The sequence below is a fragment of the Pandoraea sp. NE5 genome, assembly GCF_024363545.1.
Taxonomy (GTDB): domain Bacteria; phylum Pseudomonadota; class Gammaproteobacteria; order Burkholderiales; family Burkholderiaceae; genus Pandoraea; species Pandoraea cepalis.
In genome coordinates, this window is record NZ_AP025517.1 from 2,484,704 (window position 1) to 2,504,785 (window position 20,082).

Below are 20,082 nucleotides of genomic sequence, written 5' to 3' on the forward strand. Positions count from 1 at the left end.
ACCGGTGACGGTGCGGTCCGGGCAGCGAGGCACCGACAGACGCAATGCCCTGTCGGAGGGCTGGACTGCCTTCAAGCATTCCGAGACTATCGCGCACCACGATCTTCCAATGAAGAAGACCTTCCTGCTTCGTGTCATCCTTGGCGGTGCCATTGCCGCGCAATTGGCGGGGGCACCTGCTGCTTTTGCCGCCCCGGCCTCGGGGTCGGCGGCGCCACTTGTCAGCAATCTTCCCGATTTCACCCAGTTGGTCGACCGAGTCGGCCCGGCCGTCGTGAACATTCGGACGACCGAGCGCGTCAGCCGCAGTCAGAGTGGCTTGCCGCCCGGCATGGACGGCGACATGGCCGAGCTGTTCCGCCGCTTCTTCGGTGTGCCCCTGCCGCAGCAGCCGGGCCCGAAGGGCGGTACGCCCCGACGCGGCCAGCCGCAGCCGGATGAAGAGCAGAACAGCGGCGTCGGATCGGGCTTCATCGTCTCGGCCGACGGCTACATCCTGACCAACGCGCACGTGGTCGATGGCGCCGAAAGTATCTACGTCACCCTCACCGACAAACGCGAGTTCAAGGCGAAGCTGATGGGGGCGGACAAGCGCACCGACGTCGCCGTGGTCAAGGTCGACGCCAAGGACCTGCCGACCGTGCCGGTGGGCGACTCGAACAAACTGCGCGTTGGCGAATGGGTGGTGGCGATCGGTTCGCCGTTCGGTCTCGACAATACGGTAACGGCGGGCATCGTATCGGCCAAGGGCCGCGATACGGGCGATTACCTGCCGTTCATTCAGACGGACGTGGCCGTGAACCCGGGCAATTCGGGGGGGCCGCTCATCAACATGCGCGGCGAGGTGGTCGGCATCAACTCGATGATCTATAGCCAGACCGGTGGCTTCATGGGCATTTCGTTCGCGATCCCGATCGACGAAGTCATGCGCGTAGCCGACCAGCTCAAGAAGAGCGGCAAGGTCGTGCGCGGCCGGATCGGCGTGGCGATCAGCGAGGTCAGCAAGGAGGTCGCCGATTCGCTGGGGCTGCCGCGGGCGCAAGGCGCGCTGGTTCGCAGCATCGAGCCGGGGAGTCCGGCCGAGAAGGCGGGGGTGCAGCCGGGTGACATCATCATGAAGTTCGAGGGCCGGGCCGTCGATCATGCGACCGACCTGCCGCGCATGGTCGGCGAGACCAAGCCCGGTTCGAGCGCGATGCTGCAGGTGCTGCGCAAGGGCAAGAACCAGGACTTGCGCATCACCGTCGCGGAAGCCGATACCGATACGCCGAAGGCGTCCAAGGCGCAGAGCGGGAGTGCGGACACGCCCCACCCGAATGCGCTGGGCCTGGTGGTCTCCGACCTGACCGAGTCGCAGAAGAAGGACATGAAGCTGCGCGGTGGCGTGCAGGTCGAACTGGCCGAAGGTTCGGCGGGACGGGCCGGTTTGCAGCAGGGTGACATCATCCTGCGCGTGGGCGATGCAGACATCGTCAGCGCGAAGCAATTCGAGGACGTGGTCAAGGCGCTCGATCCGAAGCGCCTCGTGCCGATCCTCGTGCGGCGCGGCGATGCCACGCAATTCGTGCCGCTGCGTCCGCGCACGCCCGGCAAGTAATACCGCTGTCTCATGCATACGCCGGCGCTGACGCTCTATGGCCGCAAGTGGTGTCATCTTTGCGATGACATGCTTGCGGCGCTCGAAGCGATGCGTCCGGCGTGGAATTTCTCCGTCACCGTCATCGACGTCGACAGTGACCCGGCGCTGGAAGCGCAATACGACGAGATCGTGCCGGTGCTTGCGCTTGGCGAGCGCGAGTTGTGCCGGTATCGTTTCGACGCAGCGGCGGTCGCTGCCGCATTGCGCTCAGGTTGACGTTTCGCGCTATCCGCTCCCTGCCTCGAACGACGCCCGATCGTCTCAAGCTTCCCGCCATTTCCGATGGACTGCCGCGATACATGCGATTCCAGACGGCATCGCCACGCTTTCGGCTAAAATATCGTGTTTGCCGATTCTCTCGAAAGTCGCTGCCGAGCCGAATCCGATGGCACCGACTCTTCTCTAGCCTCGCCTCATGGACCATATCCGCAATTTTTCGATCATCGCCCACATCGACCACGGGAAATCGACCCTGGCCGATCGCATCATCCAGTTGAGCGGCGGTCTGTCCGATCGTGAAATGGAATCCCGGGTCCTCGACTCGATGGATCTCGAGCGAGAGCGTGGCATCACCATCAAGGCACAAACGGCCGCCCTGGAATACAAGGCGCGTGACGGCAAGGTGTACAACCTGAACCTCATCGATACGCCGGGCCACGTCGACTTCTCGTACGAGGTGAGCCGCTCGCTCTCCGCATGCGAGGGCGCACTGCTCGTGGTGGATGCCTCGCAGGGCGTGGAAGCGCAGACCGTGGCGAACTGCTACACGGCGATCGAGCTGGGCGTGGAAGTCGTGCCGGTGCTCAACAAGATTGACCTGCCGTCGGCCGAACCGGAGAACGCGATCCAGGAGATCGAGGACGTGATCGGTATCGAGGCAACCGACGCCGTGCGCTGCTCCGCGAAGACCGGCTTCGGCGTGGAAGAGGTGCTCGAAGCGCTCATCGCCAAGGTTCCGCCGCCCAAGGGCGATGCCGCCGCCCCGCTGCAAGCGTTGATCATCGACTCGTGGTTCGATAACTACGTGGGCGTGGTCATGCTGGTGCGCATCGTCAACGGCACGCTCAAGCCGAAGGAAAAAATTCAGTTGATGGCCACGGGCGCGACCTACCCGGTCGAGCAAGTGGGTGTCTTCACGCCGAAGTCGCAGCCGCGCCCGTCGCTGTCGGCCGGCCAGGTGGGCTTCATCATCTCGGGCATCAAGGAACTGGGCGCCGCGAAGGTCGGCGATACCGTCACGCATGCGCTGACGACCACGACCAAGCCAGCGCCCGAGGCGCTTCCGGGCTTCAAGGAAGTCAAGCCGCAGGTGTTCGCCGGCCTCTACCCGGTCGAGGCGAACCAGTACGACGCGCTGCGCGAATCGCTCGAAAAGCTCAAGCTCAACGACGCCTCGCTGCAATACGAACCTGAAGTTTCGCAGGCACTGGGATTCGGTTTCCGTTGCGGCTTCCTGGGCCTGCTGCACATGGAAATCGTGCAGGAGCGTCTGGAGCGCGAGTTCGACATGGACCTCATCACCACGGCGCCGACCGTGATCTATGAGGTGGTCGAGCGCGATGGCACGGTGACCACGGTGGAAAACCCGTCGAAGATGCCGGATCCGGGCCGTATTGAAGAAGTGCGCGAGCCGATCGTCACGGTCAACCTGTACATGCCGCAGGAGTATGTCGGCTCGGTGGTGACGCTGTGTCAGCAAAAGCGCGGCGTGCAGATCGATATGCAATACCACGGCCGTCAGGTGCGCCTCATTTACGAAATTCCGATGGCCGAGATCGTGCTCGACTTCTTCGATCGTCTGAAGTCGGTGTCGCGCGGTTACGCGTCGATGGACTACGAGTTCAAGGAGTACCGCACGTCGGACGTCGTCAAGGTCGACATGCTGATCAACGGCGACAAGATCGACGCGCTGTCGATCATCGTGCACCGTTCGGAGAGCCGCCGTCGCGGCGCGCAGGTCGCGTCGAAGATGCGCGAAATCATTCCGCGCCAGATGTACGATGTGGCGATTCAGGCGGCTATCGGCGCAAACATCATTGCCCGTGAGAACATCAAGGCTTTGCGCAAGAACGTGCTGGCCAAGTGCTATGGTGGCGACATCTCGCGCAAGAAGAAGCTGCTTGAGAAACAGAAGGAAGGTAAGAAGCGCATGAAGCAGGTGGGGAGTGTCGAGATTCCTCAGGAAGCGTTCCTTGCCATTTTGCAAGTCGAAGACAAATAACGTAGCGACAGGTCCCGCATGAATTTCGCCCTGATTCTTTTTGTCCTGGTGCTGGTGACCGGGGTGGCCTGGTTGGCCGACAAGTTGGTGTTTCAACCGGCGCGCCGCCGGGCAGCACAGGACGCCCTGGCGCAATTCGATCAACAGCAGCTTGCCACGCAGGGGTCTGGCATCCAGGGCTCCGGCTCACAGGATAGCGGCGTGATCGCAAGTGCGCGTGCGAAAGTGCGCGACGACAAGCTGCGTCAGCCCTGGTGGCTCGAGTATTCGGCGAGCTTCTTCCCCGTGATTCTCGCGGTGTTCGTGCTGCGCTCGTTCGTGGTCGAGCCGTTCAAGATTCCGTCGGGCTCCATGATTCCGACGCTGCTCGTGGGCGACTTCATCCTCGTGAACAAGTTCGACTACGGCATTCGCCTGCCGGTGGTCAACAAGAAGATCATCTCGATCGGTGAACCGAAGCGGGGCGATGTGATGGTGTTTCGCTACCCGAAAGATGAGTCGATGGACTACATCAAGCGCGTGATCGGCCTGCCGGGCGACGTGGTGGCCTACGAGAACAAGAAGCTCACGGTGAACGGCCAGCCGGTGTCGGAGACCGCCATGCCGGACTACTTCGACGAGGAGCATATCGCCTACTTCAAGCAGTTCGAAGAGACGGTGGGCGGCGTGAAGCACCGCATTCTGAACGACCCGAACGTGCCGCCATACATCCTGGGCGCCGACGACTTTCCGAACAAGCAGAACTGCCAGTACAACAGCCAGGGCGTGATCTGCAAGGTGCCGGAGGGCAACTACTTCATGATGGGCGATAACCGCGACAATAGCGCGGACAGCCGTTACTGGGGCTTCGTGCCCGAGCAAAACATCGTGGGCCGGGCCTTCTTCATCTGGATGAATTTCTCGAACCTCAAGCGCTTGGGCGGCTTCCAGTAAGCTTGCCGGTCGACGGGGAGGCCATCCCCCCCCGGGCGACGGTTTGATTAATGCGGAAATTGGCGATAAAAAGCCTATTTCCGCATTATTATTTTCAATTTTGAATTAAATGATGCGACGGGAAAGGGACACGGGGGAGATCGATGTATCGTCACCCCGGAAATGTCCGATCCCGCCCCCTCTCGCGAGTCCGAAAAGCCCGCCGCAAGGCGGTCCGGCCCGTCGTTTCTTGGCGACGACGCGCGCCGGGGCGGGAGCGTCGCGCTATACTTGCGCCATGCCTCAATCTCTGAACCCACTGGAAGAACGTCTCCAGTACCGCTTCCACGATGCGGAATTGCTTTGCCAAGCACTGACGCACCGTAGCCATAGTGCCGCCAATAATGAGCGGTTGGAGTTTCTTGGCGATTCCATCCTCAACTGTTCGGTCGCAGCGATCCTGTTCCGTCGCTACGGCAAGCTCGACGAAGGCGACCTCTCGCGTGTGCGCGCCAATCTCGTCAAGCAGCAATCCTTGTACGAAATCGCGCAGACATTGGGCGTCTCCGAATTCCTGCGCCTGGGCGAAGGCGAACTCAAGAGCGGTGGTTTCCGTCGCCCGTCGATTCTGGCCGATACCCTTGAAGCACTGTTCGGGGCAATGTATCTCGATGGCGGGTTCGAGGCGGCGTATGCCGTGATCGAGCGGTTGTACACGCCCGTGCTTGAACATGTCGATCCGAAAACGCTCGGCAAGGACGCCAAGACGCTGCTCCAGGAATACCTGCAAGGCCACAAGATTGCGCTGCCGCAGTACACGGTGACCGCGACGCACGGCGCTGCGCACAACCAGCAGTTCGAGGTGGAGTGCACGGTGCCGAAGCTCGACATCAAGGCCGGCGGATCGGGCGCGAGCCGACGAGCGGCCGAGCAGGCGGCTGCCAAGAAGGCGCTGGAGGAAGTGCAGAAGATGCCGGCACTTGCCAAGCCGAAGGCCGAAAAGAGCGCCAAGGCCGCAAAGAAGCGGGCGGCGAAGGCTGCGGCATCCGAGGCGAAAATGGCGGAGAGCGTCGGGCAGATGCGCGCTGCGCCGGCCATGACGGCGCCCGTTGGCAACGGTGCCGCTCGCACGGCGACAGCGCCCGCGGAAAAAACGGCCGACAAGGCAGCCGATAAGGCCACCGACAAGTCTGCCGAAAAACCTGCGGCTGAGAAGTCGGACGTCGCCAAGCAGCCCCCGGCCGCCGCCTGAGCCCCATTCAGGGGAAGGGCGCAACGCGCCGCCCCCTTTCAAGAGAGTTTCCAAACATGAACGATAAGACGGATTTTCGCTGCGGGACCGTGGCGATCGTCGGGCGTCCGAACGTCGGCAAATCGACACTGCTCAACGCCCTCGTCGGTCAGAAGATCAGCATCACCTCGCGCAAGGCGCAGACGACGCGGCATCGCATTACCGGCATTTGCACCACGGACGATGCGCAGTACATCTTCGTCGACACGCCGGGGTTTCAGACGCGTCACGCCACTGCGCTGAACCGATCGCTCAATCGCGCCGTGACCTCCACGCTGTCCAGCGTCGATGTCGTCATGTTCGTCATCGAAGCGGGCAACTTCGGGCCGGACGACGAGAAGGTGCTCAAGCTGCTGCCCGACAACACCCCGGTGCTGCTCATCGTCAACAAGTTCGATCGCATTGCCGACAGAGCGGAAATTCTGCCGTTCCTGAAAAAGGTGGGCGACCTGCGCGACTTCCGCGAGATCGTGCCGCTGTCCGCGAAGCGTCCAGACGATACCCAGCGGTTGCTTGGGGTGTTGCGTCCGTACCTGCTCGAAGGCGAGCCGATCTATGGCGAAGACGATCTCACCGACCGAAGCGAGCGGTTCATGGCGGCCGAGATCCTGCGTGAGAAGGTGTTCCGCTGGACGGGCGACGAGCTGCCGTACACAAGCACGGTGATCATCGACAAATTCGAGCAGGAAGGGGATCTGCGCCGCGTGTTCGCAACGATTCTGGTCGATCGCGACAGCCACAAGGCGATGATCATCGGCAACAAGGGGGCGAAGCTCAAACAGATTTCCACCGATGCCCGTCTCGATATGGCGAAGCTCTTCGACGGGCCCGTGTACCTGGAAGTCTGGATCAAGGTGAAGGGTGGCTGGGCCGACAACGAGGCCGGCCTGCGGGCGTATGGCTACGAGTGAACCGGACACCTTACGTGACGAGATTGCACCGCCGGACGATGTGACGTTGGCGGCAAGCAGCGCCTCGGCTGCCGGTGCGCCGCTGACGTCGGTCCCTCGTACCTCGCACGCCGGGGCAATCGGAGCGCGGCCGGCTCGCCAGGCGCGCAGTGCGCGCGCGCGGAGTGTCGACGACGATGCGTCGGACGCATTCCAGCACGCCGAAGCCACCGCCGATACCGTCAAGCGCGAAGCGAAACGCGTGCGCCGTGCGCCATCGCCCGCCCGGGCGGCCGAGCGCGAGCAAAGCCGCGTGACCGAGCAGCCCGGCTTTGTGCTGCACAGCTATCCCTACCGCGAAACCAGCCTGATCATCGACGTGCTCACGCGCGACCACGGCCGCGTCGCGCTCGTGGCGAAGGGGGCCAAACGTCCGCACTCGGCGCTGCGTGGCGTACTCCAGACGTTTCAGCCGCTCTCGCTCGCCTGGCTTGGCAAGGCAGAGCTGCGTACGCTGACCAAGGCTGAGTGGGTTGGCGGATTGCGTCCGCTTGAAGGCGATGCGCTGCTCAGCGGCTTCTACCTGAACGAATTGCTGGTGAAGTTCTGCGCGCGCGACGATCCGCACGACAAGCTCTTCCAGCACTATCTGACCACGCTGCATCATCTCGCGCATGGTGAGCCGGCGGGTATCATCCTGCGGGCATTCGAGCGCGTGCTGCTGCGTGAGACCGGTTACGCCGTGGCGTTCGACCGCTGCACGCAGACGCGCGGCAAGGTCGCGCCCGAGCGCCGCTACGTGTTTCATCCAGACCGGGGGGTACGCCCGGCGGGCGGCGATGAACCGTCGGACTGGCCGGTCGTCATCGGGCAGACGTTGCTCGACATGGAGCAAGACGATTATTCCCGGGCGCAGACCGTGCAGCAAAGCAAGCTGCTCATGCGCTTTCTTCTCAACCACCACTTGGGCGGCGTTCCGCTCAACACGCGGCAGATCCTGCTCGACCTGCAAAAACTATGAGCCTCTTCTTCCACGGCAACCCCATCGACCTCGGGGTGAACATCGATCACGTCGCCACGGTGCGCAACGCGCGCGGCACGGCCTATCCCGACCCGGTCAGGGCGGCATTGCTGGCTGAAGCGGCGGGCGCCGATGTCATCACGCTGCACCTGCGTGAAGACCGTCGTCATATTCGCGACGACGATGTGGCGAATCTGCGCGACAAGCTGCTCACGCGGATGAACCTCGAGTGTGCCGTGACGGACGAGATGCTGGCGATCGCATGCCGCACCAAGCCGCACGACGTTTGTCTGGTGCCGGAGCGTCGTCAGGAACTGACGACCGAAGGCGGGCTGGACGTCGTCGGTCAGTACGACCGTGTGGCTGCCGCGACGCAGCAACTCGGCGAAGTGGGCAGCCGTGTGTCGCTGTTCATCGATCCGGACGAAGCGCCGATCCGCGCGGCGGCGCGCATGGGCGCGCCGGTGGTCGAGCTGCACACCGGCCGCTACGCGGAGGCGCACGACGAGGCCACGCGCGAGGCCGAGTTCGCCCGCATCGAACGCGCCGTCGCGCTCGGTCTGTCGTTGGGCCTGCGCGTCAACGCCGGACATGGCTTGCATTATGAAAATGTGCAGCCGATCGCCGCGATCGAGGGCATTTCCGAACTGAACATCGGACACGCGATCGTCGCCCACGCCCTTTTCGTGGGCTGGGAGAACGCCGTGCGCGAGATGAAGGCCATCATGGTCGCCAGCCGCATCGCGGCGCGCGGCTGAGTCACGACGCCTTTCCCCCCCCACCATCAGGCGCTGCCCATGAGCGATCCGACGATGCCGTCGCCTTCGTCCCCCGACGTGCCGCCACCAGGCGAGCGTGCCGCTGGCCCTGAGTCCGGGGGCACGGCGATTTACGGCGTAGGCACGGACATCCTCCAGATCAGCCGTGTTGTCGGCGTCATGACGCGCACCCATGGGCGGTTCGCCGAGCGCGTGCTGGGGCCCGAGGAACTCAAGGTTTATCACGCGCGTCAGAGCCGGTCCGCCGTGCGCGGACTCGCGTATCTGTGCACGCGCTTCGCGGCGAAAGAGGCCGTGTCGAAGGCCATCGGGCTGGGTATGCGGTGGCCGATGACGTGGCGTGCCGTGCAAACGCTCAATGCGCCGTCGGGCAAGCCGGTCGTGGTGGCGTCGGGGGAGTTGGTGCAGTGGCTGGCCGAGCGGCAACTGTCGATCGAGATTTCGATCACGGACGAGAAAGAGTATGCGGTCGCCTTTGCGATCGCATCACGTAATGTAGGCAACATTCGCAATATTGCATCGGAGAAAACGCAATGACGAAGCGCAGGCCGGGCCCGGTGATGCTGGACGTCGTCGGGCTGACCCTCAGCGAAGACGACGTCCGTCGCATCGACCATCCGTTGACCGGGGGGGTGATCCTGTTCGCCCGCAACTTTGACGATCGCGCGCAACTGTGCGCGCTCACGAAGCAGATTCGCGACCTGCGCGACGACATCGTGATCGCTGTCGATCATGAGGGCGGGCGCGTGCAGCGCTTTCGTACCGACGGCTTCACGCACCTGCCGGCCATGGGCAAGCTGGGCAAGCTCTGGCACGACGACGTGTTCAAGGCGACGCGCGTGGCGACGGCCGTCGGCTATGTGCTGGCGGCCGAATTGCGCGCGTGCGATATCGACCTGAGCTTCACACCCGTGCTGGACCTGGACTACGGAACGTCGGCGGTCATCGGCGATCGTGCGTTTGACGCCGACCCGCGCGTGGTGGCCATGCTGGCCAAGAGCCTCAATCACGGCCTGCTTCTCGCCGGGATGGCGAACTGCGGCAAGCACTTCCCGGGGCATGGTTTCGTGGCGGCCGACTCGCACCACGAAATTCCGGTTGACGAGCGCTCGCTCGACGAGATCCTCAGCGTCGATGCGCAACCGTATGACTGGCTCGGCATGTCGCTGGCGGCGGTCATGCCGGCGCACGTGATTTACCCGCAGGTCGATCCGAACCCCGCCGGATTCTCGGCCAAGTGGCTCAAGGAAATCCTGCGCGGCAAGTATGCGTTCGACGGTGTGATTTTCAGCGACGACCTGTCGATGCAAGGGGCGAGCGCCGCTGGCGATGTCGTGACGGCGGCGCATGCCGCCATGGCGGCCGGCTGCGACATGGTCCTCATCTGCAACAGTCCGGAAAAGGCGGACCGATTGCTGCATGAGATGAAGTCGGTGCCCGATACCGCGTCTCAGCGCCGCATCAAGCATCTGCAGGGCCGCGGCAAGGTGCACGGCTGGGAAAAGATGCTCGCGCAGCCGGAATATCAGGCGGCGAAGCGTCTGATCGTGGAGACGTTCGGCGCGTAAGCGAGACACGCCCGCCAAGCAAAAAAGCGCTCAACCCTGACGGGAAGAGCGCTTTTCTTGTTGCCTGACGGTCGCGGATCGCGCCGCGTCGTCCGTAGACGGCGCGGGCGGCGTCGCAATCGTTTAGACGCGGCTGCGGTACTCGTCGGTACGCGTATCGATTTCGATCTTGTCGCCGGTGTTGACGAACAGCGGCACCTGGATTTCCAGCAGATCGTTGATCTTGGCGTTCTTCAGCACGCGGCCCGACGACGTATCGCCCTTGACGGCCGGTTCGGTGTATTCCACAACGCGCACGAGCGAGGTCGGCAGGTCGACCGAGATGGCCTTTTCATTGTAGAAAACGACTTCGCACTTCATGCCGTCTTCGAGGTACTTGATCGCGTCGCCCATGTTTTCGGCTTCGACTTCGTACTGGTTGTAGTCGGCGTCCATGAACACGTACATCGGGTCGGCGAAGTACGAGTAGGTCACTTCCTTCTTGTCGAGCACAACGACGTCGAACTTGTCGTCGGCCTTGTAGGCGAATTCGCCACGGCCTTCGCCCATCAACTTCTTGTACTTCATCTTGACGACGCTGGAGTTGCGGCCCGACTTGACGTATTCGGTCTTCAGCACGACATTGGGCTCACCGTCGATCATGACGACGTTACCGACGCGGAGTTCTTGAGCGGTTTTCATAAAAAACGAGATCCTGTGACGAAATAAGCGATTTGCCGCTTGTTGAGCGCTTCCATACGCCCACTCGCCGCTTGATTCCCGCGCCCGCCTGGAAACGGTCCGGTGCAGCAGGTTCAGCAGCAAAGCGTTGAAAAACCAGCTATTTTACCTGATTTTCGGCGAAGCTTGCCAACTGTCGCGCGAGGTCGGGGAGGGCCGCCTGCCTGCCTGCCCACGCCCGCGCATGGCGATTCAGTTCGGGCAGGACGGCGGCCAGTGCCGGCCAGTCGGGCGGGGGGCTGGCGTAGCCGTTCCAGAGATGCCAGAAAGTGCGCAGCGCCTCGCGTGCATCGTGTCCCAAGGCGCCGGTTGCCGGCGAGTCGGCGCTCGGATCGCTCAGATAGCGGTCGAGAAACGCGTCGAGTTTCACGTGGTGCGCGTTGTCGTCCTGCGGATAGATATGCCAGACGAGCGGCTTCGCCGCCCATTGCGCGCGCACGAACGAATCTTCTCCACGCACAAAATTGAGATCGCACGCCCACAGCAGCGCGTCGAACTCGGATTGCGCAACGAATGGCAGTCCATACGCCGTCAGTGCTCCTTGCGTTGCACAGTCGCGTGGCGCCAGTACCTCGCGGCCAAACCACGCGCCGACCGACGGTGCGATCCGACCTGGCGGGACCAGGCAGACGATGGGCGTCTCGCTGGCGGCCCATTGCGCAAGCAACCCCGGAAGCGCGGCGTTCTCATACGTGAAGAGCGATACCACCAGCGTGTCCCTCGGTGCGCCCGGGAGTCCGAGCGTGCGCTGCCACCAGGCGTCGCGAAGCGCCGGCGATGCAAGGAAGGCGTCTCTGCGCGAGAACAGCTCCCGTTCGCGCGCGAGCCCACCCGTGCGTTCCGTGAAGCCCGGGAAGAAGAACGTTTTGACGAGCCCCAGTTGCGGGTGTATCGACTTTTGCAGATGACATCCCTCGACCCAGTCTTCGGCGCTCAGGTACTCGAGGTTGATCCACACCGGCGCGTGTCCCGCCTGTTTGCGCACATGCATCGCCTGAACGCAGGCGTCGGGAATCTGGCAGGCAAACGCTTCGATGACGACATCGCCCGGCGCATTGTCGTCAGTGATCGGGCCGAAGTCGGCATCCCATCGGCGTACGTCCACGCCGTCGCAGCGTTGTCGGGCCAGGGAGGGATCGATGTCGGGACGCAGGTGACGGAAGCTCGCGAGGTCGTCGACCCATAGCCGCACCGACCAGCCATGTTCGCGCACGAGTTGTCGCGCGAGCCGCCAGCACACGCCGATGTCGCCGAAATTGTCGACGACGGTGCAGAACAGATCGCAGCGCGGCACCGGAGGCAGGGTGGTTGCGGCGGGCGAGAACGTAGTGGGCAGGGACATTGAGAGGCGGCAACCCGGATTGGTCTAAACTTCGGATTCTAGTCCCTGCGCCTGCTGGCGACGCGTGACGATGCCGTCGCACACAATTTGCGTGCCGCCGCGATCGCACGGTTTCGCCCCCGGGGACGCTCCGATGCCTGAGTTCATGACTGAAGACGCCCACGACGTCACGCCGCCGCGCAAGTCCCGCAAAGCCAAATCCGCCACGGCCCCCGCGGTCGCCACGACGGCGGATGCCGCTCAGCCCCCCGCCGAGGCGTTGCCCGACAGCGCGGCGTTCGACGCCCGCACGGTGCTTGCCCAGTTGCCGAACCTGCCTGGCGTCTATCGCTACTACGACGCAGCGGGCAGCGTGCTGTACGTCGGCAAGGCTCGCAATCTGAAGAAGCGCGTGTCGAGCTACTTCAACAAGACGCAGCTTTCCCCACGCATTGCGCTCATGGTTGCGCGCATCGCGAAGCTCGAGACGACTGTCACGCGCTCGGAGACCGAAGCGCTGCTGCTTGAGAACAATCTGATCAAGGCGTTGCATCCGCGTTACAACATCCTGTTTCGCGACGACAAGTCGTATCCGTTTCTCAAGCTCACGCAGCACAAGTATCCGCGCATGGCCTACTATCGCGGCTCGGTGGATCGCCGTGGACAGTATTTCGGACCATTTCCCAGCGCTTGGGCCGTGCGCGAGAGCATTCAGATCCTGCAGAAAGTATTCCAACTGCGTACCTGCGAGGACTCCGTCTTCACGAATCGCACGCGGCCGTGCCTGCTGCATCAGATCGCGCGGTGCAGCGCGCCTTGCGTGGGCGCCATTCAGGATGAAGATTACGCACGCGATGTGAATAACGCGGCGGCGTTTCTCTCGGGGCGTCAGAGCGAAGTGCTCAGTGCGCTCGAAGCGAAGATGATGACGTACGCTCAGGCGCTCCAGTTCGAGCAGGCCGCCGTGGTGCGTAATCAGATGCAGGCGCTCTCGGGCGTGCTGCAACAGCAGTCCGTCGAGACGGCGGGGGATGTCGATGCCGATATCCTCGCCGTCGCCTATGCGGGCGGGCGCGCGTGTGTGAACCTCGCGATGGTGCGGGGTGGGCGCCATCTTGGCGACAAGGCGTATTTTCCGGCGCACGTGGAGCGCGGTGTCGAAGGCGGGATTGCCGACGAATTCGAGCCGGACGAGGCGCTCGCGCCGGACACGTCCGAGGCCAACGCGGACGATGCCGCCACACAGGCGCGCGAGATCGCCAACGACATGCCGTCGGATACCCCGTTGGCATCGCTCGAATCGCGTTTGCTCGAGGCCTTCGTCGCGCAGCACTACCTGGGCCAGTCGGTGCCGCCGGTACTGGTCGTGAGCCATGCGTTGCCGAGCGACGAGTTGCTCGCCGCGTTGTCCGAGCAAGCGGGCAGGCGCATTGCGATGGTGCGTCAGCCGCAGGGGCAACGGCGTGCCTGGCTCGACATGGCGCTGCAGGGCGCGCAGCTCGCGCTCACGCGATTGTTGACGGAGCAGGGGAGTCAGCAGGCGCGCACGCACGCGTTGGTGCAAACGATCGGACTCGACATCGACGATCCGGCGCGGTTGCGGGTGGAGTGCTTCGACATCAGCCACACGCAAGGCGAGGCGACGCAGGCGTCGTGCGTGGTGTTCCATCATCACAAGATGCAGACGAGCGAATACCGGCGCTACAACATCGCGGGCATTACGCCGGGCGACGACTATGCGGCAATGCGCCAGGTGCTCACGCGCCGCTATGGTCGTTTGATGGAGGCGGCCGCTCACGTGACCGATGCGGCCGATCCGTCCTCCGTGGCCGCCGACGTGGCGCGCGCCGAAGCCGAGACGCGCGTGCTGCCGGACGACGGGGCGGCACTGCCGGCCGGCGAGTCTGCCGATGCAGGCGCCGCAACGGCCGCGCCCGAAGCGTCTGACGGGGAAGCGAATTTGCCGCAGCTCGTGCTGATCGACGGTGGCAAGGGGCAGGTCGAGGTGGCGCGCCAGGTGTTCGTCGAACTGGGGATCGACATCGGTCGATTGGTCGGCGTGGCGAAGGGCGAGGGCCGCAAAGTGGGGCTTGAGACGCTGATCTTTGCCGATGGACGCGCGCCGCTGGAATTGGGGCGCGAGAGTGCCGTGCTGATGCTGATCGCGCAGATTCGTGACGAGGCGCACCGGTTTGCGATCACGGGCATGCGGGCCAAGCGCGCGAAGGCGCGTCAGACGTCACGGCTTGAGGAGATCGAGGGCATCGGAGCGAAGCGCCGTCAGCGCCTGCTGATGCGGTTCGGCGGGTTGCAAGGGGTGGCGTCGGCCAGCGTGGACGAACTGGCCAGTGTCGACGGCATTTCGACAACGCTCGCCGAGCAGATCTATCGCCAACTGCACTGACGCGCGCAGCGCGTCACGTATCGCCGTGGAACAGCAGGCGCATGACGGTCTCGTTGTCGACGGTCTCGCCGGACAGCGTGCGGGCGAGCAGCTCGCCGCCGACGACGGGCGGCGCAAAAATCATGTCGGGCTGAACACGTTTGAGTTTGCTCAGGTGCTTGCTGTCGTTGACGGACGCGATGGTGCGCACCGTTGGCGCGATCTCTTTCGCGGCGAGCACGATGAAGGCGTTCTCCGAGTCGTCGGCCCGCAGGGCGAGCACGGCCTTGGCGTGTTCGATGCCGGCGTGGGTGAGCACGGTGTTGTCGCTGGCATCGCCGTGCATGACATCCGCCTCCTCGGGATACGGGTTATCGCTCCCGCTCGCGATGATGACCGTGACCGACCAGCCGCGCTTGGTGAGTTCGTGGTGCACGTTGATCGCGAGCGGCGATGCGCCGGCCACGATGAAGTGGTTCTTTCGTATCACGTGAGTGAACCTCCCCGAGAGAATTTTCTTTAGGTTGCCGCCGACGAGCGGGCCGATGACGACGGTCAGCGACGTTGCGAAGACACTGATCCCGAAGACGATGACCGAGGCGGTGAACAGGCGTGCGTCGACGCTGTGCGGCACGATGTCGCCGTAGCCGACGGTCGTCATCGTGACGATGGCGAAGTAGAACGCCGTGGCCAGGTCGGTGACGGGCGGCGCGAACTCGTGGCCGAGATACATGGTGCCGAACGTCGCGTAGACGAGCAGCGCGAACACGGCGACGAGCGTGTAGAGCGTGGCCGCCGCGAAGCTGGCGCGGTCGAATTCCCGCCAGTACCAGAGCAAAAGCGCAATGCAGGCGAGCGAGAGCGCGAACGTCAGGTCGAAGCGAAGGTTCAGGTGGAAATTGATGGCGGCGGCCAGCACGAGCATGACGAGCGTGAAGGCCCAGGCGGTGCGCGCGCGGATGACGAGTCCGCAGGCGAGCGCGATGAGCGACAGGCCGGAGAGCGCACGGGGCAGATGCGAGAAGTCGATGCGCTCGATGGCGTTCAAGCCGAAGAGCAACCGCGGCAGGTGGCTGGCTTCGATGCGCGCGAGCGCCGAGAGGTCGCCGCGCACGAAGAGATCGATGAGCAGTGAACCGGGCACGCGCAGCAGCACGGAGGCGACGAGCAGCAGGCCGTCGATCCCGACCAGTGCCGCGATGAGGATGTGGGGTGACAGCAGCGGTCGTCGTAATGTGGGCAAGGGCCAGGGCGGTTTCACGAGATCGGCGCTATTGGCGGAGGGTTGCAAGCAAGATAGGGGCACACCGACGCACATGTCAACCGCTGCGCGGCGCCTCGGCCTTGTCGCTACGGGGCAGACACGGCACAATGCGGGTCTGGTACGGCTGCCGAGGGCGCCGTGTGTCGACCGCCGTTTGCCGAACTCATGCTGCCATGCCCTTTAACGTCCCGATATTACTGACCTGGCTCCGGATCGTGCTGATCCCGCTGGTGGTCGGCGTCTATTACGTGCCGCCGACCTGGTTGTCGCCGGTCGAGATGAATTGGGTGGCCTGCGGCGTGTTTGTGCTGGCGGCGCTGACCGACTGGTTCGATGGCTTTCTCGCACGGCGCTGGAACCAGACGTCGGCGTTCGGCGCGTTCCTGGACCCGGTGGCGGACAAGCTGATGGTCGCGGCGGCGCTGCTGATGCTGTTGCAGATGGGGCGGATCAATGCGTTGGTGGCGTTGATCATCATTGGCCGCGAGATCACGATTTCGGCGTTGCGTGAGTGGATGGCGCAGATTGGCGCGTCGCGCAGCGTGGCGGTGCATCAGTTGGGCAAGGTCAAGACGGCGGCGCAGATGGTGGCGATTCCGCTGTTGCTGTTCAACGGCACGGTCGTCTGGGGGGCGTGGCACTTCGACTCACGGTTCTGGGGGACATGGTTGATCTACGTGGCGGCGATTCTCACGTTGTGGTCGATGATGTATTATCTGCGCCGCGCGTGGCCGCAGATTCGAGAGCGGGGCGCGGGCAAGATGTGAGTGCAAGTCCCTGAAGACGCGGGATTTGCGCGGTCGGAGAGAATAATCTTCACAAATTTTCGGTGCGGATGCTTGACACTGAATCACGGTTTAGACATAATCTCCTTCTCGCTGCTACGGCGCTAGCCCAGCAGCGAAGTTTTAAGAAACGGTTGGATTGGTAGTACGCATGACAATGCGGGAGTAGCTCAGTTGGTAGAGCGCAACCTTGCCAAGGTTGAGGTCGCGAGTTCGAGACTCGTCTCCCGCTCCAGTTTTCACACTGGACATTGAGTGAAGCAATCCTTGGTGTTCGGTGTCATGCGGGAGTAGCTCAGTTGGTAGAGCGCAACCTTGCCAAGGTTGAGGTCGCGAGTTCGAGACTCGTCTCCCGCTCCAAATCCAGAGGGAAGCCTGGCTTCCCTTTTTATTTGCCGAAAAGCCCGCGGCGATCGATCCGAAGGGCGCCCTCGATGGCAACACCGAGCGGTTACAATGCGGCATATCCCAATGGCGGGATGGCAGAGTGGTCATGCAGCGGCCTGCAAAGCCGTGTACGCCGGTTCGATTCCGACTCCCGCCTCCAAAATTCAAAAGCCCTGACTTGTCAGGGCTTTTTCTTTTTCCGCCGTTGATACGGCGCGTCCATGCAGATGCTGGTGCGCTGTCAAGTGCCGCTCGTTCATAGCGTTGCGCGGCTCACCCATGTCAGCATCATGGTCCGTTGAGAATTGCCGCATTAATATTCTGAGAACGATCCCAGGCATCGGAAATCGATGAAAGACATGACCGTCCCGAAACTGTTTTGCGTGAGCGCATTTTTGACGAGCACGCATTGCCGATGCTGGAACGGGCTAGTGATGCACGTGTTTGCATTGGCCAGACACGCACGGATTGCCCGCCAGCTTCGCAAGCGCTTGGGCATGGCGCAGCACCTCGCGAACCTCCAAAGGCCCACCGTGACCCATGTGGAACCGCTTGCCGCCGCTCTGCACCATCCGAATCAGTTCACGCGACACCGTGGCGGGGTCATCTTCAAACGGCGGTCGAATGGCTCGCCCCTTTCGAATCACGCCACCGATAAGGATGCCTGAGGCGATCAGGTCGCCAACCATCATGTCCTGGGACGACAACTCCACGGCAATCGAGCCGGGCGTATGGCCGCCCGTATGCCGCACGATGCCATCAACCCCGAAGTCGAGCAGGTTCACCGTGTGGCCGTTGCTCATCATGATGTCCGGGACAAAGCCGTCGTATGGTTCATGCGGAACTGGCGTCTTGAGAAACAGCTTGCCGACCCAACTCGTCGTGCAATAGGTCATCGGCTCCTTGCGGCTGTAAAAATCCGCGTCATTCTGATGCGCCAGAATGGGCGCGCCCGACAATGCGCGCACACGTGCCGCGCTGCCGGCGTGATCGGTATGCGCATGCGTGACAACGATCAACTTGATGTCGCGAAACGTCAGGCCGTGTTCGGCGAGCACCTTGCCGATCTTGAGCTCCGATCCGGGAATGCCGGTGTCAATGAGTACACAACCGGCCTCGCTGCGGATGAGATGGGCGTTGACCATACCGAAAGGCAAGATCGGAATGGTAATGATCTGGGTCTGAAACATGACGTAATCCTTGGATAGGCAAGTAGACGGTGGCATGCGGTCTATGGTGTCGTGGCGAAGTCTTCGTCATCGCTGCGATGCGGTGCGAAGCGTTGCGTGGTGCCCGCGATCATGTTGCGCTCGGCAGGAGGCGCTTCCGCAGGCTCGATCAGTGCGGGCGTTGCAGCTGCTAACGGCGTGGCAAAGTCCCGGATCAGGTCTGACAGGTCGCCCGGTGCTTCCAGGGGCGAGAGATGGCCGATGCCCGACAAAATATGCAAAGTGGCGTGCGGTATGCGCGTCATCAACTCCTGCCGCAGCACAGCAGGGGGATCGACCTGATCTTTTTCGCCTGAAATGACGAGTGTGGGAACGCGAATCAGTGCGGCTTGCGCGCTGATGTCTTCCTGGCTGGCGGCCAGCGGCCACGCCACTTTGGCTGCGGGCGCTCCGCGCAGGCTGTCCTGCACGACGGTTTCCAGATCGTCCGGCTGAAGCGGACTGGCTGCCAGCACCTGCCGGACGGTGGCCAGGATGCTTTCCCGGCTATCGTAGGCGCTGACCATGTCTTGCCTGACGGCAAGCGGCACGCGCATCGGCGATGGCGGCGATGGTGCTACCAGCACCAGTCCCGCCAATCCTGCCGGGTGGCGCGATGCCAGCAGTTGCGCGACTTTGCCACCCATCGAATGCCCGACCAAGAGGTAATGGTCGAGGCCGAGGCTTTCGATCAGCCGTTGGGCATCGTCGGCCAGCGTCGCGAGCGTATAACCACTGGATGGTTTGTCCGACTGGCCCCAGCCGCGCTGATCGAGCGCGATGGTGCGAAAAGCGGGCCTGAGGCGCTGGGTGACATGCCGCCACGTGCGCGACGACCCGCCCCAGTAATGCAGGAACACGAGCACCGGAGCGGTTATCCCGAGATCCTCGACATGTAGTTGGACGGTGTCCGAAAGGGTGTTCATGAAACGGCTCCTGAAACAGGCTGGCAGTGAGGATATTGCGGCTTTGGTGATCTCAGGCGGCGGCCTGAAGGATGAAGTCAGCGACGACAACGGGATGCGACAACATCGGCACATGGCTGGAAGCAACACGCTTGACCGTTGCATTCATGCGCGCGGCCATGCGTTCCTGATCCACGCGCAGGATGGCCTGATCGTCTTCGCCAATCAGGTAGAAGGTGGGACGACTGCGCCATGCGGCCTGTGTCAGCGTGCCGCCGAGCGCCGCGCGGTTGATCGGGCCTTGTGTGGCATGGACGACTGTCTGCTCGGCGGGGGCGAGGTCCTGTGCGAACAGGGTGGCGACGCCTTTGGCGGTGAGCGACAGGAACCCTTGCGCGTCGGGCCTGATTTCGTCGTTGAGCGGGGCGGCTTCGAACTGGGCGAAGAGCGAGCCGGCTGATTCGCCCGCGTCCGGCGCAAAGGCGTCGATGTACACGAGCCGTTTGACCTTGGGATCGTTGCCTGCCTGCCCGATCACCGCGCCCGCATAGCTGTGACCCACCAGAACCACATCGCCCTGCGCCAGCGCGATGGCACGCCCAACCGCCGCGACATCGGCCTCGAAACTGGTGAGCGGAAGCTGGACAGCAGTGACGGCCATGCCCTTGGCGGCCAGCAGAGGGATGATCCTGGCCCAGCTGGAGCCATCAGCCCAGGCGCCGTGAACGAGGATTACGTTAGAGATCGAGTTGGATACAGAGGCAGTCATCGCATTTCTCCTTGAATAT

Annotated in this window: 17 protein-coding genes, 3 tRNA genes and 1 pseudogene; 15 read left to right on the top strand and 6 right to left on the bottom strand. The window is 63.2% G+C overall.

Annotated elements, in window-relative coordinates; all coding sequences use genetic code 11:
• Window positions 1-109: 109 nt before the first annotated feature.
• The 10 genes and pseudogenes from PanNE5_RS11395 (at window position 110) to nagZ (ending at window position 10,321) form a co-directional block, all read left to right on the top strand.
• Complete coding sequence (locus PanNE5_RS11395) at window positions 110-1,597, top strand: DegQ family serine endoprotease (RefSeq protein WP_017232510.1); 1,488 nt, start codon at window positions 110-112, stop codon at window positions 1,595-1,597.
• A 12-nt stretch (window positions 1,598-1,609) separates the two neighbouring features.
• Entirely contained in the window at window positions 1,610-1,855 is a 246-nt protein-coding gene (locus PanNE5_RS11400; RefSeq protein WP_017232511.1) for a glutaredoxin family protein, read from the top strand.
• Between the two features lie 199 nt (window positions 1,856-2,054).
• Window positions 2,055-3,860, top strand: coding sequence for a translation elongation factor 4 (lepA, locus tag PanNE5_RS11405; RefSeq protein ID WP_130026949.1), 1,806 nt, complete (start codon window positions 2,055-2,057; stop codon window positions 3,858-3,860).
• A gap of 18 nt (window positions 3,861-3,878) precedes the next feature.
• Window positions 3,879-4,793 carry a signal peptidase I gene (gene lepB / locus PanNE5_RS11410; protein WP_017232513.1) on the top strand — a complete coding sequence of 305 codons (915 nt, stop codon included), beginning with the start codon at window positions 3,879-3,881 and terminating at the stop codon, window positions 4,791-4,793.
• A 277-nt stretch (window positions 4,794-5,070) separates the two neighbouring features.
• Window positions 5,071-6,021, top strand: a pseudogene (gene rnc / locus PanNE5_RS11415) (ribonuclease III); the annotation flags it as partial.
• A gap of 59 nt (window positions 6,022-6,080) precedes the next feature.
• A complete protein-coding gene (gene era / locus PanNE5_RS11420) occupies window positions 6,081-6,974 on the top strand; it encodes a GTPase Era (protein WP_261939772.1) in 894 nt (297 codons plus the stop codon).
• Entirely contained in the window at window positions 6,961-7,974 is a 1,014-nt protein-coding gene (gene recO, locus PanNE5_RS11425) for a DNA repair protein RecO (RefSeq protein ID WP_261939773.1), read from the top strand. Before era ends, recO begins: the two co-directional genes overlap by 14 nt.
• On the top strand, window positions 7,971-8,732 hold the full coding sequence (pdxJ, locus tag PanNE5_RS11430; RefSeq protein WP_017232517.1) for a pyridoxine 5'-phosphate synthase: 762 nt from the start codon (window positions 7,971-7,973) through the stop codon (window positions 8,730-8,732). The genes recO and pdxJ overlap by 4 nt, the downstream gene beginning before the upstream one ends.
• Window positions 8,733-8,771: 39 nt before the next feature.
• A complete protein-coding gene (acpS, locus tag PanNE5_RS11435) occupies window positions 8,772-9,290 on the top strand; it encodes a holo-ACP synthase (protein WP_017232518.1) in 519 nt (172 codons plus the stop codon).
• A complete protein-coding gene (gene nagZ / locus PanNE5_RS11440) occupies window positions 9,287-10,321 on the top strand; it encodes a beta-N-acetylhexosaminidase (RefSeq protein ID WP_261939774.1) in 1,035 nt (344 codons plus the stop codon). The genes acpS and nagZ overlap by 4 nt, the downstream gene beginning before the upstream one ends.
• A gap of 123 nt (window positions 10,322-10,444) precedes the next feature.
• Here the strand turns inward: nagZ and efp are convergent, their stop codons facing one another.
• Window positions 10,445-11,002 carry an elongation factor P gene (efp, locus tag PanNE5_RS11445; protein ID WP_017232520.1) on the bottom strand — a complete coding sequence of 186 codons (558 nt, stop codon included), beginning with the start codon at window positions 11,000-11,002 and terminating at the stop codon, window positions 10,445-10,447.
• 139 nt (window positions 11,003-11,141) lie between these two features.
• The gene (gene earP / locus PanNE5_RS11450) at window positions 11,142-12,383 is read right to left on the bottom strand and encodes an elongation factor P maturation arginine rhamnosyltransferase EarP (protein ID WP_017232521.1); all 1,242 of its coding nucleotides are present in this window, start codon (window positions 12,381-12,383) and stop codon (window positions 11,142-11,144) included.
• A 145-nt stretch (window positions 12,384-12,528) separates the two neighbouring features.
• Between earP and uvrC the strand changes: the two genes are divergently transcribed.
• Entirely contained in the window at window positions 12,529-14,766 is a 2,238-nt protein-coding gene (gene uvrC, locus PanNE5_RS11455) for an excinuclease ABC subunit UvrC (RefSeq protein ID WP_157211368.1), read from the top strand.
• A gap of 13 nt (window positions 14,767-14,779) precedes the next feature.
• Here uvrC and kch read toward each other — a convergent pair whose 3' ends face one another.
• Window positions 14,780-16,006 (bottom strand): voltage-gated potassium channel protein, encoded by a 1,227-nt coding sequence (gene kch, locus PanNE5_RS11460; protein WP_261939775.1) that lies wholly within the window; start codon window positions 16,004-16,006, stop codon window positions 14,780-14,782.
• Between the two features lie 176 nt (window positions 16,007-16,182).
• Here kch and pgsA point away from each other — a divergent pair, with 176 nt between their 5' ends.
• From pgsA to PanNE5_RS11480, 4 genes are all read left to right on the top strand, one after another.
• Window positions 16,183-16,776, top strand: coding sequence for a CDP-diacylglycerol--glycerol-3-phosphate 3-phosphatidyltransferase (gene pgsA, locus PanNE5_RS11465; RefSeq protein WP_026131696.1), 594 nt, complete (start codon window positions 16,183-16,185; stop codon window positions 16,774-16,776).
• Between the two features lie 177 nt (window positions 16,777-16,953).
• Window positions 16,954-17,029: transfer RNA gene (locus tag PanNE5_RS11470), tRNA-Gly, on the top strand.
• A 49-nt stretch (window positions 17,030-17,078) separates the two neighbouring features.
• Window positions 17,079-17,154: transfer RNA gene (locus PanNE5_RS11475), tRNA-Gly, on the top strand.
• Between the two features lie 113 nt (window positions 17,155-17,267).
• Window positions 17,268-17,341 (top strand) — tRNA-Cys (locus tag PanNE5_RS11480).
• A gap of 268 nt (window positions 17,342-17,609) precedes the next feature.
• Here the strand turns inward: PanNE5_RS11480 and PanNE5_RS11485 are convergent.
• Genes PanNE5_RS11485 through PanNE5_RS11495 form a run of 3 tightly spaced genes read right to left on the bottom strand, consistent with a single transcriptional unit; the run spans window position 17,610 to window position 20,063 of the window.
• Window positions 17,610-18,371 carry an MBL fold metallo-hydrolase gene (locus tag PanNE5_RS11485; RefSeq protein ID WP_017232525.1) on the bottom strand — a complete coding sequence of 254 codons (762 nt, stop codon included), beginning with the start codon at window positions 18,369-18,371 and terminating at the stop codon, window positions 17,610-17,612.
• 41 nt (window positions 18,372-18,412) lie between these two features.
• Window positions 18,413-19,315 carry an alpha/beta fold hydrolase gene (locus PanNE5_RS11490; protein ID WP_017232526.1) on the bottom strand — a complete coding sequence of 301 codons (903 nt, stop codon included), beginning with the start codon at window positions 19,313-19,315 and terminating at the stop codon, window positions 18,413-18,415.
• Window positions 19,316-19,367: 52 nt separating this feature from the next.
• Window positions 19,368-20,063 (bottom strand): alpha/beta fold hydrolase, encoded by a 696-nt coding sequence (locus PanNE5_RS11495; RefSeq protein WP_261939776.1) that lies wholly within the window; start codon window positions 20,061-20,063, stop codon window positions 19,368-19,370.
• Window positions 20,064-20,082: the final 19 nt, after the last annotated feature.